Source organism: Rhodococcus sp. MALMAid1271 (genome assembly GCF_049195265.1).
In the GTDB taxonomy this organism is placed as follows: Bacteria; Actinomycetota; Actinomycetes; order Mycobacteriales; family Mycobacteriaceae; genus Rhodococcoides.
This window is the reverse complement of record NZ_JBMIRQ010000129.1, coordinates 1-16,118: the sequence shown is the minus strand read 5'-3', so window position 1 is coordinate 16,118 and position 16,118 is coordinate 1. Positions and strand designations below refer to the sequence as shown.

The window sequence follows — 16,118 nt, the reverse complement described above, 5'->3', positions numbered from 1 at the left end:
CTCGGGAAGCGACGAACGACGCTTCCCGAGCCGCCGAGTTCACGCCCGCCGAGTCACTGTCGATGCCCGTCGAGAATCGCGTCGATCATCGTCAGCTGCGCTTTCCGTGAGGTACCGGTGTCCCCGAGCACTGCGGTGACCTGAAGGCCGATGATCGTGGTCATGATAAGGCTCGCATACACATCGACGTCGATATCAGTCAGAGCAGCGTCCTCGACTGCTTCGGTGAGGTGTCCGGCGATCCGCGAACTCCACTGACCGACGATGTCGTTGTTGGACTTCTCCATGTCCCGGTCGGTCAGCGCGCGCTGCCACAACGAGATGGCAATCCGCGCTTCGAGCCGGGTTTCCTCCGTCAACGGCATGATCTCGACACAGACCTTGCGGAGTGCTTTGAGCCCCCGGTGCGTTCCCACCGACCGTTCGATTCGAGCGTTGGTCTCTTCGAGTACCAATTCGAAGGCAGCGCGCAATATTTCGTCCTTGCCGGAGAAATACCTGCTCAACGCCCCGTTGGTGTACCCAGCTTCGGCTGCGAGGTCACGCATGTTGACCCCGTCTATCCCGCGAGCTGCGATGAGACGCCAAGCGGCAGCAACGATCATGTGGCGACGTTCGTCGCGATCGACAACCTTCGGCATAGCGTCCTCGTCTCGGGTGCGGTTGGTGACCAACCGTATCAAGACCAGGACGCCCCACCGGACGCGCTACTACGGGGTTCGCTCGTACACGACCGTGCCGCCGACGACGGTGCGCAGCACCGCCATTGCGGGTATGTCGTGCGGATCGATCGTTTCCAAGTCACCTTCGACGATAGTGAGATCGGCAACCTTGCCCACCTCGATCGATCCCTTCCAGTCCTCGGCGAAGTCCTGCCATGCCGCATCGATCGTGTAGGTGCGCAGAGCCTGCGCCAACGTGATGGTCTGGTCGGGACCGCTCACCGTCTTCGACGCCTTGCTCTCACGAAGAATCATCGTGGACAGACCTTGTCGCCAATTCGGCATTGTCACGGGTGCGTCCGAACTACTCATCAGCCGGACACCTGCATCCGCAGCGCTCCGATAGGGAAATTCGTATGCGGCCCGATCGCGACCGACGAATTCCGGTTCGAGGTCTGCGATGGTCCACTTGATCGTCGGGTTCATGTTGACGCCGATCCCCGCCTCGGCCAACCTGTCCAATGTCTCGCGAGAGACGAAGTCCCCGTGGATCAGATAGTGTCGCGGGTCGTCTCTCGGGTGATCGCGCTGTGCCGCGATCAGCGCCGATGCCACCGTGTCGATGGCTCGGTCTCCGGTCACGTGCACGCCCACCTGATAGCCCTCGACGTGGCCCCGGCGAATCATCTCGGTGACCTGCTCGACGCGTCGCTCGTCGGTTTCGCCACCGACACACAGCGATCCGCAGCCCCCTCCGACGTACTCCTCGTGCATCCACGACGTCTTGCTCAGCGGAATACCGTCGGCGAACACCTTCACGCCGAGAACGCGGAACATTCGCGGGTCGGGACCGGTCGGCGGCTCGATGGATGCCAAATTGTCGGCGAATTCTTCTGCCGTACCGCTCATTCCACAGGGCAGCAGTAGTACCGATACGCGGATTCCGAGTTCGTCGGCTGCAGCCAACCGGGCGTAGGTGGCAAGACCGACACTGCCCATGGCACCACCTGCCAGCGCTTCCCCACCGGGTCCGAGTGCTGGATCGGTGAAACTCGTGATCCCCTCCCGCTGTAGCGAGGCTATGGCCGATCTGGCCGCTTTCTCGCGTCTGGCGTCGTCGAGGATCGGCAGTGCCGACTGTACCAACGACTGCGCGCCTTCCATGAAGATGCCCGTGAGCACTCCGTCGGCGTTCTTGATTGCGCGGCCGCCCTCGGGAACAGCGGTGTTCTCGTCGACACCGACGAGCTTCAACGCCGCCGAGTTGACCCACGAGGTGTGCCGGGAGAAGTCCTGCAGGAAGACCGGGTTGTTCGCAGACACCGCATCGAGGTCCCATCGGGTCGGAGACCGACCCGACTCATCCCGACATTCGTCCAGATAGCCCTCGTCCCAGCCTGTTCCGATGATCCACTCCCCGTCGGCCGCAGCGTCGACTGCTGTTTGCACGGCTCCGACGACGTCGGCGATCGAGCGCACCGTGGGGTAGGCCACGTCCAGCGACAACGGCGGAGTATCCAAACCGAAGGCGATCGCGTGCAGATGCGAGTCGTTGATACCCGGCAGGACGGTATTGCCTACGAGGTCGATCACTGCGGTATCGGGGCCGATCTGTTCGGCAACGTCGTCGTAGGTGCCGACAGCTGTGATCACGTCACCGGTCACTGCGACGGACGACGTGATGGAAAAATTGGCGTCCACGGTGAAAACACGGCCGTTGATGTAGACCGAATCTGCGTAGTTCATGAGGTTCCTCGGGTGTCGTTGGCCTGATCCGACCAGATGATCGTCCTCAGGAAGCAGTAACCGCGTCTGCCGCGATTCGGTTACGCTGCAATCGAACCGGTGCTGTCTCGGGAAGAACCCACAGGCAGCTCAGCGAAATGATGCAGACGCCGGCCAGGTAGTAACCGATGTTGGAGGCGTCCCCGGTGAAGGCGACGATCCGGTTCGCGATCAAGGGCGCGATACCGCCGCCCAACACAGCGCCGACATGGAACGCGATGCCCATCCCGGTTTGGCGTTGCTCCTTGGGGAACAGTTCGGTGAAGAAGGTGTACATGGGTCCGAAGAGGAAACCGGTGGTAGTGAATCCGATCATCAAACCGAGAACAACCGACGTCACGGTGCCCCACTGAGCCATGTGGAAGATGGTCAGTACTGCGGCGATGGTCGCCAGCGCGCCGCCCATCATCACCGGTCGGCGTCCGATCCGATCGGAGAGCAGCGAGGCGATCACCACAGCCACACCGTGCAGTATCAAAGCGGCAATGCTGCCGTACACGATATCGGTTCGCGGGAGACCCAGACCTTCGGGCGCTTTCGCAGTGGCGTAGGAAAGCATGAAAATCGCCAGCACGAACGTGGTGGAATTCAGCCCGACATTGACGCCCGCAGCAAGCAGAAGTCGGCGCCAATTGCTTTTCACAACGGCCTTGAACGGCATTTGTGCGCGGACGGCTTCCTCACCGCGGTCGGCTACCATCTGCCGGAACACCGGGCTTTCGTGGACACCTCTGCGCACCCACAGCCCCAACACCAGAACCAACCCACCGAAGAGAAACGGAAGACGCCAAGCCCAGTCCTGGACGGTGTCTGCCGGAAGCAGTAGCACCAACGCGAACGAAACGTTCGCAAGGATCGTTCCGATCGGCGATCCGAGGGCGGTGAACACACCGTACCGGGCTCGCTGGTCATCCGGCGCATGCTCGATGGCCAGTACGGCCGCGCCACCCGTCTCACCACCACGGCTCAGTCCGTGCACCAGCCTGAGCAGAACCAGGCACACCGGGGCAGCCACGCCCACCTGCGCGTACGTCGGAAGCAAGCCGATGATCAGGGTGGCAGCACCCATCCCGAGGAAGGTCAACTGCAGCGCGCGGCGACGACCATAGGTGTCGCCGACCCAGCCGAAGAACACTGCTCCGAGCGGGGCCATCAGGAACCCGATACCGAAGGTGGCCAGACCCATGAATGTGCCGAACCACGCATTTCCCGTCCGAAAGAACGTATCGGTGAAAACGAGTGCAGTAGCCGTTCCGTAGATCGCGAAGTCATAGAATTCCAGCGAGGTGCCGACACCGCTGGCGAAAGCAATTCGTCCCAGACTCGAACGCTGCGGTTCTGTCCCGGCCTCGGTGTTGTGTACTTGCTCGGACATCGGTATCGATCCTGTTCGGTTGGATGACCGCCGTACGGATGAATTACTCTCGCGGCGCTGTAGAGAACACTGTCGGCCATTCGCGAGCAATTTTCAGCGCAAGTTCACCGAAATAAAGGTTCCCCTACCCAGGCAATTCCACATCCCTATTGACAATTCCGATTCCATGGGTCAGGGACGCAGCAGCACCGATTCACGGGGATACGCATCGGCGAAGTTGTTCGGTAGCGGAGCCACGAACACGTTCTCGGTGCGAGTCCGAGAAATCAGCCACCTGCCGTCGACCTTACGGAAGGCGTTGTTGAGCCGGCTGGATCGCAACAGACTCTTGCCGTCGGCAAAGAGCCAGGGCTGCATATGGATCCATTGGCCGTCGGCTGTGTCGCCGTCCACGTGTATCTGTTCCGAGGTGAGGTAATGCGCGTTGAGCAACAACGCAGGATCGGTTTTCTCACCCCAGAAGCGATTGAAATGCGCCCTGATCGCGTCTTTCCCCTCGGCGCGGCCGAACTGGCCGTCGTAGTACTCGCCGACCCCTTCCCACACGGCATCCTCGGTGTACAGATCCAACACCAGCTCGATGCGGCGAGCATCGTCGTCCACTCCGAATTCGGGACACGGCGTATCGCACAGGAACATGTAGCGCGCTTGAATGCGCCGGATATCGGCCTCGGACTCCAGAACTTCGAGACGGGCGGACAGTTGTGCGATGGTGGGGTCGGTCATATTGGGTCTCCTCGGCGTTTTCACGGCATCTGCTTCCTGTCCTCGACGCTATGCCGGGCTCGACGATGCCGATATACGAAGATCCTTCAGCGACATCGGCTCTCTGCCCGAGCTGGATTTCTCGAGTGGCGTGCCGGATGAACAGCGCGCCACCCGAGCGTTGTTCGTCGAACGCTGTCAGGCGTCCAGCCCACGACGACATTTATCGCTACCGCTTATCAATCACCCACAAATAGGTCTTTGTCATCTATGGATTCGGCCCATAGTGTGGTCAGGGTCACCGACAGAACACACAGGAAGGCTCGGTCATGGAACTACGGCACCTCTATCACTTCGTGGCCGTTGCCGAGACTCGACACTTCGGGCAGGCCGCCACCCGCCTACATCTGGCCCAGCCGGCACTGTCGCAGTCGGTGCGGCAGTTGGAGGCGGAACTCGGTGTGACTCTGTTGGCCAGGACGACTCGTCAGGTGAGCTTGACCCCTGCGGGAGAGTTCTTCTATCGGGAGACCCTTCGAAACCTGGACAACCTCGAGCAGAGCGCACGAGGAGTACGGCGGATCGCAGAGGGGCGATACGGGTTGGTGCGCATCGGTTTCACCGGTACCGCGGCTTTCGACCAATTGCCCCCTATCGCACGCGCGATCAAGCAGAGACTGCCAGGCATCGCTCTGGAGATCCACGGGGACCTGCTCACCCCGGCGCAGGTCGACGGTCTACGCTCGGAGCATCTCGATGTCGCAGTGCTGCGGCCACCGGTAGCCGGCGACGATCTGGTGCTCCGCAGAATCACCACGGAATCATTGGTGCTCGCATTGCCCGTCGATCACCGGCTCACCACCGAAGGTTCACTCGACGTCGCCGATCTCGCCTACGAGGACTTCGTCATGTACGCCGATACCCACTCGGTCGTCAACGAAGCCGTGGTGACCAGTTGTCGCGCTGCAGGTTTCACCCCGAGGCGCGAACACGAGGCCCCCGATACCTCGGTCCTGCTTGCACTCGTCGCGGCCGGTCTAGGGGTTGCGTTGGTGCCCGAATCGGTACGCGCGCTGCAACTGAACGGCGTCGTGTTCCGCGATATCGCCGGCGCGAGCACTATCGATCTGGCATTGGCTTGGCAGCGCGAGCGGCCGTCCGCACTCGTCGACGCGCTCGTCGGTGCCCTCGAAGACGCGGGCGTACTGCCACCCGTCGAATCATCAGTTCCGTCGTCACATTCGAAGGACATGCCATGAAGATCGTCGCCGTCGACGCGATCCCCTATTCGATTCCGTATCGAAAGCCGTTGAAATTCGCCAGCGGTGAAGTCCACGCTGCCGAGCACGTACTCGTTCGGGTCCACACCGATGACGGTGTGATCGGTATTGCCGACGCACCACCTCGACCTTTCACCTACGGTGAAACCCAGCGCGGTGTCGCAGCGGTGATCGAGACCCTCTTCGCCCCCGCGATCATCGGACTCACCCTCGTCGAACGCGAGGTCGTGCATGCCAAACTGGCTCGTACAGTTGGCAATCCGGTGGCCAAGTCCGCGGTGGACATGGCGATCTGGGACGCGCTGGGGCAGACTCTCGACCTGCCCGTGACCGAACTCCTCGGCGGGTACACCGACCGGATGCGAGTGAGCCACATGCTCGGGTTCGATTCTCCGGCAGCGATGGTCGACGAAGCCACCACGATGCGGGAGCGCTACGGGATCGGCGTGTTCAAGGTCAAGGTCGGACGGCGGCCGATAGACCTCGACATCGCTGTAGTGCGAGCCCTCCGTGAAAGCCTCGGTACCGATATCGAACTGTACGTCGACGGCAATCGTGGCTGGACCGCCGCCGAGTCGGCACGCGCGATGAAAGAGATGTCCGATCTCGGACTCACCCTCGCCGAGGAATTATGCCCGGCCGACGACGTACTCGGCCGCCGCTGGCTCGTCCAGCAGCTCGATATTCCCTTCGTAGCAGACGAATCCGCGACCACACCGGCCGAGGTCACCCGCGAGATTCTGGGCGGATCCGCCACCGCGGTCAGCATCAAGACTGCGCGGACCGGATTCACGACATCTCTGCGAACCCATCACCTGTGCGAGGGCCTCGGTGTCGATGTCGTGATGGGCAACCAGATCGATGGACAGCTCGGCACGGCCTGCACCGTTGCCTTCGGTGCGGCGTTCGACCTGACATCACGTCGGGCCGGCGAGCTCTCCAACTTCCTCGACATGGCCGACGACCTGCTCACCGAAAGTCTCGAGATACGCGACGGCACACTCAGCGTCTCGCCGGGATCAGGACTCGGTGTGCGCATCGACCCGGACAAACTCACGAAATACCGTCTTGACCAATGATTTTCAGCCCACAAGAGTGCAACTTTGATACGAGGAGTACATCATGAGCATCGACCATGCAGCATCGACAGACCTGTCCGCCGAGGTGGCGACCGCAGCCGCATCGGGCGCGAACGCCACCCAGCGCTTCGTCTCCGATAAGCAGGCGGCTGCCGATACCCCACCCGAGCGTGTCAGTCTCCTTGCTCGCCAGGTGCTCTCGGCTGTGCACGAGACAATTCGCGAACACAAGGTGACGTACGACGAGTACAACGCACTCAAGGCATGGCTGATCAGTGTCGGCCAGACCGGAGAGTGGCCTCTGTTCCTGGACGTATGGGTAGAGCATGTGGTCGAGGAGGTGGCCGGCGAAACCCGTGAGGGAAGCAAGGGCACCATCGAAGGTCCGTACTACGTCCCGGGTGCACCCGAACTGGGTTCGAACGCGACTCTGCCGACCCGCGACGGCGAGAAGGGAACGCCGCTGCTGTTCCAGGGGCGGGTCGAAGCCGTCGACGGAACACCGCTGCCGCATTCGGTCATCGAGATCTGGCACGCCGATGACGGCGGTTTCTACTCGCAGTTCGCACCGGGAATCCCCGAGTGGAACCTGCGCGGCACAGTGACCACCGATGATCAGGGCCAGTTCTGGATTCACACGATGAAGCCTGCGCCGTATCAGATCCCGACCGACGGTGCCTGCGGAAATCTCATCTCCGCAGCCGGCTGGCATCCATGGCGTCCGGCGCACCTGCACCTCAAGGTTGCGGCCGACGGTTACCAGCAGATCACCACTCAGCTCTACTTCCCCGGTGACCCGCACAACGACGACGACGTGGCCGATGCTGTCAAGCCGGAGCTCATCCTCGATCCTCGGGACACCGACGGTGGCCAGGAAGTGACGTACGACTTCGTTCTCGACAAGGCCTGAGCGACATGCTGTTTGCAGTGAAGATGGACGTTGCTCTGCCACAGGATCTCGATGCCGACGTACGGACCGATACTCTCGCCCGGGAGAAGGCCTACTCGCAGCAGCTGCAGCGCGACGGCGAGTGGGTGAGCATCTGGCGGCTCGTCGGCCAGTACTCCAACCTGAGCATCTTCGACGTGCGAGACAACGAGCGGCTGCACGAGATTCTGTGGAACCTGCCGTTGTTCCCGTTCATGAGCATCGAGGTGAGCCCATTGGCCCACCATCCGTCGGACATCTCTGCGCTGTGACAGGCACGTGCCCGGTGCCGGATGGCAATGAGATCCGTCTCTGCGCACAAGGTTGACCACTCCCCTGCACCGTCGGGTACCACTCCCGGCGGTGCAGGAACCTTCGTCTTTGATCGTTCGAGTACCACCGACTCGAAATTCTCCAACAGCGTGTTGGCTCAACTCCAGCGCATGTCCCGACCGCAGATTCGGCGCGGTTGCCTACACCGCTTCGGCCTACAACTGCACCGGATGACTCGTCTCGTCAGACACCTAAGTCACAGCCCGATCTGCAACCCGTTCTGGCACTGTTGTTCGTCGTCGACGTGTTAGCCTGCTGGCGATATGGCGCTGGTCCGACCGCGTCGATGGATCGCTGGGGGGCGAGAAGTGGGCGAACTGCTGGCAGTCGATGTCGAGGAGCTTCGAGCACTCGGTGGAACACTCGCCGATACGGCAAACACGATCGCCGGAATCAGCGTCGCTGCGACGGTCACCATGCCGGGATCGCCGATAACCCCAGCCTCCGAGCAGAGCACCAAGACCACGGCCGAGGCCTACTCACGCATCGCCGACAACGTCGCCGAGATGTCGGCGGCGTGCGAGGGGAACGCAACGAGTTACGAGGACATCGACGAGGCGTTCAGTTCTCAGTTACAGCGCTACGGCGGCGGGGCGCCGCGGTGACCACCATTTCGCACGTGCGAGGTTGTCAGCCGAGCACGATGCTCGACTACGCCACGGCTCTGCGTGCGTCGAACAGTACGTTCACAGACCAGGTCCGCCGGATGGATCGTGCGGTCGACGCGACGATGGACAAGTGGCAGGGCGAGGCGGCAGCAGCCGCGTCGGCGCGCAGTCTGTCGGAAAGCCTGGCCGCCTCGCACATCGACACGGCCGTGACCGCCGTCGCCGAAGCACACGCCTCCCACGGAGCCGTACTCGACAGCATCCGTACCTCGCTGCTGGCCATCGTGGACCTCGAGGCACCCGGTGTCGGCATGTCGGTGTCCGACGACGGCACCGTGACGGCCCCGAGTGTTCCGCTCGCTGGCGACATAGTTGTCTCGATGCTGCTGCAGCACCGACTGGACGCGCAAGCCGACGCACTCCAGGTACGGATCAAGGCACTTCTCGTTCAGTTCGGAGAAGGAGAAATGCAAGCGGGGCAAGCAATTCGAGCAGCGCAACAGCAGCTCGATGCGACGGGATCGCCCGGGGCTGCAACTATCAGCCCGGTCGTATCGGACATCATCAGCGGCACGACGTCGCTGCCGTCGGACCCGGCGCAGTTGCACGAGTTGTGGTCCACGCTGTCCCCGGCCGACAAGGACGCGCTGTTCGCCCACGACAACTACATCGGCAACCGCGACGGCCTCCCCGTCGTCGACCGTGATCACTACAACCGCATCAAACTCGACGACGAGTTGGCCCGCGCCGAGGCCTGCGACCCATCGGTGTCGGATCGGCTCGTGGACCTACAGGCCGTCCGGGACACCATCGACAAGGACCCCAACCGGATGCTGATGCTCCTCGACACGCAGTCGGGTGCGCAGACGCATGCGGCAGTAGCGGTCGGAAACCCGGACACCGCAGATCACGTGTCGATCACCACGCCGGGTTTGAACACCACCGTCGGCGGTGCCATCGGCGCCATGACTGACGAAGGCGAACAGATGAAGCTGACCGCAGAGAAGCAACTCGACGACACGGTCGACCATGTGGGTGAGACGGTGTCGACCATTGCGTGGATCGGTTACGACGCACCGCAACTCGACAAAGATGACTACTTCTCCGAGGAGAGCCTGATGGGGGCGATCCAGGTGGCGCAGCCGTGGAACGCTCAGGCCGCTGCGCCCGACCTGTCGCAGTTCTACGAGGGCATCGCCGCGTCGAACTACGACGGTGACCCGCACCTGACGGCGGTCGGGCATTCGTACGGGTCGTTCACCACCGGGCTTGCGCTGCAGGAGACTCCCGAGGGAATTGTCGATGACGTGATGGTCTACGGGTCCCCCGGCCTTGGTACCGGCCACGACTTCGTCGACAGCAGTCTCGACAAGCTCAACATCGCACCGGGGCACGCGTACGAGATGACCGCGCACGACGATCCCGTCGCGCACATGAACCGCTTCGGCTGGAGTCCCGGTTACATGTCCGAGTTCACCCACCTCGATACCGATGCGACGACGACCGCCGATGGTGTGGCGCGCCAAGGAGCGACCGGACACAGCGAGTACTCGAGATCGGGAGACAACGGCGAACTGCGTACGTCGGGGTACAACACGGCCGTTGTCGTCGCCGGGCTGGCCGATGTGCCAGGCCAACTCGTCACCGGTGACTCGGCAGTGAAAACCGGAGGAATGGACCTTCTCGATGGCCTGATGGATCTGACCCGATGATGCGCAAGAGACGAACGACCGATGCCCGATCACGACGGTGGATGACGGCACTGACCGTCGCCGCAGTCCTCACGCTGACAGGATGTGGATCCGACGTGCTCGATGATCCGTACGAAAAATCCAGCCCGGCCGTGACGGCGGACTCAGCTGCGATCCTGGAATCGCTTCCGTCGCTCGAGGACACCGAAGTGCAGCTCGAGAGCACTGTCGTGCAGATCGGTGCCTTCGTGGACACCCTCGTGCCCGGTATGAAGTGGACCTGGATTCGCGAGCGAAGTGTCGGCGGCTGCGGTCGGCCGTTCGATGGGACCGACGGTGACGATGTCCAACTGAAGAACTATGTGTCGGAGGGGCCGATCCCGGATGCGGTATGGCCGCAGGTGTTCGAACACGCCAAGGCACTCGCTGCCGCAGTGGGCGCGACCGAGTATCAAATCTTCCATGACGATCCCGGCCGACACCAGGTTCGCTTCTACAGCCCGGAACGAACGGCCATCTTCATCGGCAGCACGGGTGCCGTCATCTCCGCGAACACGGGATGTCGTTTGCCCCAGGCGAAAATGCCGGGGGCACAGGCTACGCAGCCTCCGGTGACGCCGACCCCGTGACCGTCTGCGCACCGAAGGAGTCCAGGTGACGATGTTCAACGGTGGATTCGACGAGCTGGGCGCGAAAGTGCAACGCGCACAATCGGTTGTGCGTGAGATTCGTGGCGTCGGGAGGGTCGGTGGCATCTCCGTCGAGGTCGACGCCGAGAACCGACTCGTCGCACTGCATCATCCAGATGCCGACATCATCATGGCTGCCTATCGAGCAGCGCTACGCGACAAGCAGCCACAGTTGGACGAGGCGATGCGGGATGTCCTCAGCGACCCCGATACCCAAGCAATAACCTCGTTCGTCGACAGTAACGCCGCCCGCACACAGGCTGAACCGGCCCACCCGGCGCAGACTCTCGACGACGACACCTACTTCCACAGCATCCGACAGGACCCGCTCGGTCGGAATCGTTGAACAGCAGCGCAGCCGATCAACGCCGCCGACGTCCGTACCCCAACGCTCGGATAACTCGCAGTGGCGCACTGCATCCTGGCCAACTCCGAACCGAAGACCAGAAGATCGGCGGCCACATGCGATGCGGCCGGCACACCCTCCCAAGATCCTCGAGGCCAGCATCGATCAGCTGATCACCTCGCTGAACTGGGTTTACTCGCGGAGCACACCCTGGACTTGTTCGTCCACCTCGCTACCGTTCGAGGACGAACCGGTTTCAACTACTGCTCCGCAGTGTTGCCGCGCGCATCTGTGTGCAGCGACCACCCTGTGCGCACCGAGTAGCGAGATGCTGCGCGACGTCCTCGCGCAGTGGTCCGAGTCGTTTCACTGCTGGACGTTCGTTGACGCGTTGTCTTGCAACGACTTATGAACGCCGTGGTCTGCGGATCAGCGCAGCCATGCGGTCGTTCTCTGCACTCGCGGAAGGTGAACTCCAGGTGTTGCATCCCCCAGGCACTTGGCAATACCGTGTGGTTTGTTCAAATCATTAGTTAGCAGTGACAACATTGAGAGGACCGTGTGTATGCACCTCATCGCAACGAAGAATTTCAAAGAGGTTGCCTGGGTCCTGGCTAGGTTGGCGGGCGTGAACTCGCTCGAGGGTGGCGTAGCGGGAGCAGCCGCAGCACTTGTCGGCGCCGGGGCGTGGTGCGCTACACCGTTCGCAAGTTGATACTGGCACGGTTCTTCCGTCCGCCGCAGGCAGCGCGTGACGCTGCGGACTTCGCAGTCACGTACTTGTGTGACGAATCGGTACGCACGTTCTTCGAGCGTCCCGAGTTCGCGCGTGCGCTTGCGGGCATACCCGATGACTCATAGGACATCACGGCCCAGAAGTTCCGCGAAGCGACCGGATGGGACCTCAAAACCAGTGTCATCGCCGCCTCGATCGCGCGAAAATACCTGGCGGCCCATGACACTGGGAAGGCTTAGAGACCGTCACTGATCGAGATGGCCCTGCTTCTACCACTGGAGCAGGGCTAAGACGGATTCTTCGAGACGACCGTTCTGTCTGTATGCGCTGTCACACCGAACCCGTGATCGTCTGCGCACCGAAGGACTTCAGGTGACGATGTCGAACAATGCATTCGACGAGTTGGACGTCAAAGTGCAACGCGCACAAGCCGTTGTGCGCGAGATTCGTGGTGTCGGCAGGGACGGCGGTACCGCCGTCGAGGTCGACTCGTCGCACTGCATCATCCGGATGCCGACATCATCATGGCTGCCTATCGAGCAGCGCTACGCGACAAGCAACCGCAATTGGACGAAGCGATGCGGGATCGTGACGATCGAGGTGATGTTGCCGCCTTCGACGTAAGTGCTGGCAGCCTGAACTGATGGCGCAGCCGCGAGAGAGGCAACAACGAGGGTACCGCCGACAACGCCAGCGCGGCGAAGGGATGAGCGGAGTGTCATGTCGACCTGTTTTCGTGAGAGGAGATTCGCAGGCACACTATACGGCTCAGCAACGACAAGAATCGCACCGTCGTTCACATGTATGACCCTGTGAAACAGATTAGTTGACGCTCATTCGAACTCCGAACTCTCGCGAGCAACACCGAACATGGGCTCGGATCCGGGCAGGCGTCAGGGTTTCCGTCGGCGCAGCCCTTGAACCTGCAGCGCAGGCGGTTCTCATGCGCCCGAATCGTGAAACTTGTCGGTCACTACAGCTAAGCTACACCGAATCGACTTACTCGCGTCCACCCGGTCGGCGATGCCGACAGGACCCAAGTTCAGAAGAACCGAAAGTTGTCCTCTCACATGAGCACCGCGTCACCGGACACCCACAAAGTCGACAACCTCAACGACGAGCTCGAGGGATGGACACTACCATTCGGGGTCGACGTCGAAGGATACCTGGTGATGTACGTCGTGTCCGGCCGCCGAGTCACGGTTGAAGCAACTCCATCGACACTAGTGATCTCTACCCATGCCGACACTGCAGACAGTGATGAGAACTCGTTGGTAACAACATTCGTTTTCGACGGAGACTGTTGGGTCGTCGAATACGATGCCACCGGAATAATGCAAGCGGGCACGCTGATCGTCGACCGCGACGAGGACATGTTCGATGCGCTGTGCTCGCACGTGCCCTCCTACATGTCGAGCGAACGGCCGGACACCCGCCATGGTCAAACGATCGACATTCGCGAATACTTGAACAGCGACAACGAAGCCAACATCAGGCAATTCGACCTCAACGTCCTTAATCCGCTAGCAGAGATCCTGTGCATAGTGTCGTCCGCCGCGCGATCGGGGTGGCGACTGGCACTCGACCACAAACTCAGCGTTGCCGGGGAACGCTCGATACTCCTCACAACCACACCACCCGAGAAACTGGACTTCGATTCAAAGCGAACGCCGCACGAGACCGAAAACCACCAACTCGCAACGCACACGCTGACGTGGATCCGCACAATCGACGCGTGGACGCTCGACGAAACCGCGGATCCCGACTCCGAGGGACAGTCCAACCTTTGCCGTGCGCTCGATGACATCGAGCTCTACCCCGCATCTTTCACACTCACTCCCGACGCTGCCGCGGCAATCACCGGGCGCTGGCACTCGAGCGGCTCCCTGAGCGGCCCGTCGGTGCTACCTTCCCGGCCACTAGCTCACGAACTCGCACCCACACCAGCCGAACTGCAGAACCGTGCGCACAACATCACGCGGTGGGCAACCGAACACGAATTTTCCGAACCACTGCTCCCCCAACCCGCAACGGTCGCAGCATTTCTGGCAGACCATACGAGCGGGACCGCTGGCTACTACGTACTCGAGTTCGCAGACGGACAGTGCTACATCGGCGAGTCAGTCGACATCGCGTCCCGTCTCGCCCAGCACCGAAACCGATTTCGCGACATCACCATGATCCGCGTACGCCCAGAAATAGACGCTGCAGTCCAGACCTCGAGACTGGATCACAAACGCCTCCTGCGGTTGCGCGAACGACAGCTGATCCACCACGCGCAACGATCGAACTTGCTGGCACGCAATGTCAACGAGATGGCAACCTTGATCGGCGACAGCAGACACCTCGACGACATCATCTCCGATGCTCAGCAACGCCTATGGCTCGACGACCCCGATACAGTCAACCGTGCAGACTCGACAACACAACGTATCGACCACAGTCAGTTTCTCGGTGCCGCCGACAACTTTCGACGCTTCACGTCCATACCTCAATCCACGCATGTCCTCGAACTGATCGCCCAGTACCTGACCCGATGCGTCCCCTACCCATTGCAGACCGAATATCAGTCGTGGTCGGCGAGTTGCCTGCCGACCACCAGATCTATACCGCGTCGCCTGTCATGCGTCAGCATCGCCATGACCGAAACATTCGTCGTCAACATGGATTACGCATCCGGCACCATCGGCGGATTCATCCAAGTCAACGACGCAGAGCTCTTCTCAGCCGGCGCAACGGGCGAACTCGCATTCCTCCGGCGCCACCCCCACGCCACTCTGCATGCCGCGCAGTATGAAGAATCGGGCCCCGGCCAGAGCACCATTTTCGCCCACTCACTCGCACAGCTACACCGCCTGCTGGACGACGTCGCCGTAACCCGCGCCGCCGCCACCACAGCACTCAACATCATGCGAAAAGGGCCAAGCATGCACCGACGCTCCCACTGCCCGCAGCTCGTCGCGGCCGCATTCGAGCTCCCGGCAGCGCAGTAGTAGTCCGGCTGGTCCTAGATGCCTACAGCTTCGGCCTTGCCTGAACCTGACGGTCACCGGTCTCCTTCAAACACGATCACGGGGCAATACGATGCGGTCAGATATGCAGCGTTGCCAGTAAACTCCTGCGTAAGGCTGCGATGCAACACTTTTCGTCTTCCGGGCATCTCGAAGAAACATCGATGTGAAGGCGCTGAGACTCTGACCAGTTACCGATTCCGCGCTGCTTGCTCGGCTTCGGCGCGTTTCTTGATGAACTCGTTCCGAATGCACAGGATGCGTCGAAGGTACAGCCTTCCTGGGATGTCCAGAATCAGAGCGCCGAGTCGTCCTCCGCGAAACCGTACTGACATGACGTCGACCATCTGGGTCTGATCACGTGTTGCGAGGAAGAAATGCTCGTGACGCATCGAAGCGAAGGGACCGGTCACTTGTTCGTCCACAAAATATCGGGGAGGTTCGTGCTCTGTGATGCGGCTGATCATGGTGAACCACAACCCGAGATGCCTGGAGCGGATCTCGATTTCATCCCCCAGGCGGAGGTTGCTGCGACCAAATGGGAACCGAACGCTTTCCGTGAACGAACCCTGAGACTCTGCGTGGACCAGGGCATCTGACTCCAGCTCGAAGACTGATGTGGGGTCCGCGGCGATCGGTGTCAACAGCGTGATGGTGAAGGCCATTCGCACAGCTTGGCAGGCAGCGAGTCCCATGCCGAGCCGTGGCCCGCTCCGTGTCATCGACTCGACCATGCCGCGCCCGTCCGAGGGGACTGCCCCAGGTTTGGTTGACATCTGATCTGTGAGGATCGCTCCTCACGGTGGAAGGATGTTCACCATGCCGAAAGCGTTCCCAGAGGAGTTCCGCCGCGACGTCATCGCTGTTGCACGCAAGGGCGAGGCCCCATT

At 61.6% G+C, this 16,118-nt stretch carries 15 protein-coding genes; 10 read left to right on the top strand and 5 right to left on the bottom strand.

Annotated elements, in window-relative coordinates; genetic code table 11:
- Positions 1-53: 53 nt before the first annotated feature.
- From ACOQFP_RS25940 to ACOQFP_RS25925, 4 genes are all read right to left on the bottom strand, one after another.
- Positions 54-641 carry a TetR/AcrR family transcriptional regulator gene (locus ACOQFP_RS25940; protein WP_206487848.1) on the bottom strand — a complete coding sequence of 196 codons (588 nt, stop codon included), beginning with the start codon at positions 639-641 and terminating at the stop codon, positions 54-56.
- Positions 642-710: 69 nt separating this feature from the next.
- Positions 711-2,408 carry an amidohydrolase gene (locus ACOQFP_RS25935; RefSeq protein WP_421585947.1) on the bottom strand — a complete coding sequence of 566 codons (1,698 nt, stop codon included), beginning with the start codon at positions 2,406-2,408 and terminating at the stop codon, positions 711-713.
- A gap of 46 nt (positions 2,409-2,454) precedes the next feature.
- A complete protein-coding gene (locus tag ACOQFP_RS25930; protein ID WP_421585946.1) occupies positions 2,455-3,822 on the bottom strand; it encodes an MFS transporter in 1,368 nt (455 codons plus the stop codon).
- Positions 3,823-3,993: 171 nt separating this feature from the next.
- Positions 3,994-4,548 carry a nuclear transport factor 2 family protein gene (locus tag ACOQFP_RS25925; protein WP_421585945.1) on the bottom strand — a complete coding sequence of 185 codons (555 nt, stop codon included), beginning with the start codon at positions 4,546-4,548 and terminating at the stop codon, positions 3,994-3,996.
- A gap of 308 nt (positions 4,549-4,856) precedes the next feature.
- Between ACOQFP_RS25925 and ACOQFP_RS25920 the strand changes: the two genes are divergently transcribed.
- From ACOQFP_RS25920 to ACOQFP_RS25875, 10 genes are all read left to right on the top strand, one after another.
- Positions 4,857-5,786: a LysR family transcriptional regulator gene (locus tag ACOQFP_RS25920; RefSeq protein WP_341244072.1), complete on the top strand. Its 930-nt coding sequence runs from the start codon at positions 4,857-4,859 to the stop codon at positions 5,784-5,786.
- Positions 5,783-6,886: a mandelate racemase/muconate lactonizing enzyme family protein gene (locus tag ACOQFP_RS25915; RefSeq protein ID WP_421585944.1), complete on the top strand. Its 1,104-nt coding sequence runs from the start codon at positions 5,783-5,785 to the stop codon at positions 6,884-6,886. Before ACOQFP_RS25920 ends, ACOQFP_RS25915 begins: the two co-directional genes overlap by 4 nt.
- Positions 6,887-6,929: 43 nt before the next feature.
- Positions 6,930-7,796, top strand: a complete 867-nt coding sequence (gene catA / locus ACOQFP_RS25910) for a catechol 1,2-dioxygenase (protein WP_206487861.1) — start codon at positions 6,930-6,932, stop codon at positions 7,794-7,796.
- Positions 7,797-7,801: 5 nt separating this feature from the next.
- Positions 7,802-8,086 (top strand): muconolactone Delta-isomerase, encoded by a 285-nt coding sequence (gene catC, locus ACOQFP_RS25905; RefSeq protein WP_206487863.1) that lies wholly within the window; start codon positions 7,802-7,804, stop codon positions 8,084-8,086.
- 324 nt (positions 8,087-8,410) lie between these two features.
- Positions 8,411-8,752 carry a hypothetical protein gene (locus ACOQFP_RS25900; RefSeq protein WP_421585943.1) on the top strand — a complete coding sequence of 114 codons (342 nt, stop codon included), beginning with the start codon at positions 8,411-8,413 and terminating at the stop codon, positions 8,750-8,752.
- 14 nt (positions 8,753-8,766) lie between these two features.
- Positions 8,767-10,467 (top strand): alpha/beta hydrolase, encoded by a 1,701-nt coding sequence (locus ACOQFP_RS25895; RefSeq protein ID WP_421585942.1) that lies wholly within the window; start codon positions 8,767-8,769, stop codon positions 10,465-10,467.
- On the top strand, positions 10,464-11,075 hold the full coding sequence (locus ACOQFP_RS25890) for an LppA family lipoprotein (RefSeq protein ID WP_421585941.1): 612 nt from the start codon (positions 10,464-10,466) through the stop codon (positions 11,073-11,075). Before ACOQFP_RS25895 ends, ACOQFP_RS25890 begins: the two co-directional genes overlap by 4 nt.
- 31 nt (positions 11,076-11,106) lie before the next feature.
- On the top strand, positions 11,107-11,481 hold the full coding sequence (locus tag ACOQFP_RS25885) for a hypothetical protein (RefSeq protein WP_421586015.1): 375 nt from the start codon (positions 11,107-11,109) through the stop codon (positions 11,479-11,481).
- A 1,108-nt stretch (positions 11,482-12,589) separates the two neighbouring features.
- Positions 12,590-12,841, top strand: coding sequence for a hypothetical protein (locus ACOQFP_RS25880; RefSeq protein WP_421585940.1), 252 nt, complete (start codon positions 12,590-12,592; stop codon positions 12,839-12,841).
- A 446-nt stretch (positions 12,842-13,287) separates the two neighbouring features.
- The gene (locus tag ACOQFP_RS25875) at positions 13,288-15,210 is read left to right on the top strand and encodes a GIY-YIG nuclease family protein (protein ID WP_421585939.1); all 1,923 of its coding nucleotides are present in this window, start codon (positions 13,288-13,290) and stop codon (positions 15,208-15,210) included.
- A 209-nt stretch (positions 15,211-15,419) separates the two neighbouring features.
- Here the strand turns inward: ACOQFP_RS25875 and ACOQFP_RS25870 are convergent, their stop codons facing one another.
- Complete coding sequence (locus ACOQFP_RS25870) at positions 15,420-15,893, bottom strand: SRPBCC family protein (protein WP_421585938.1); 474 nt, start codon at positions 15,891-15,893, stop codon at positions 15,420-15,422.
- Positions 15,894-16,118 lie beyond the last annotated feature (225 nt).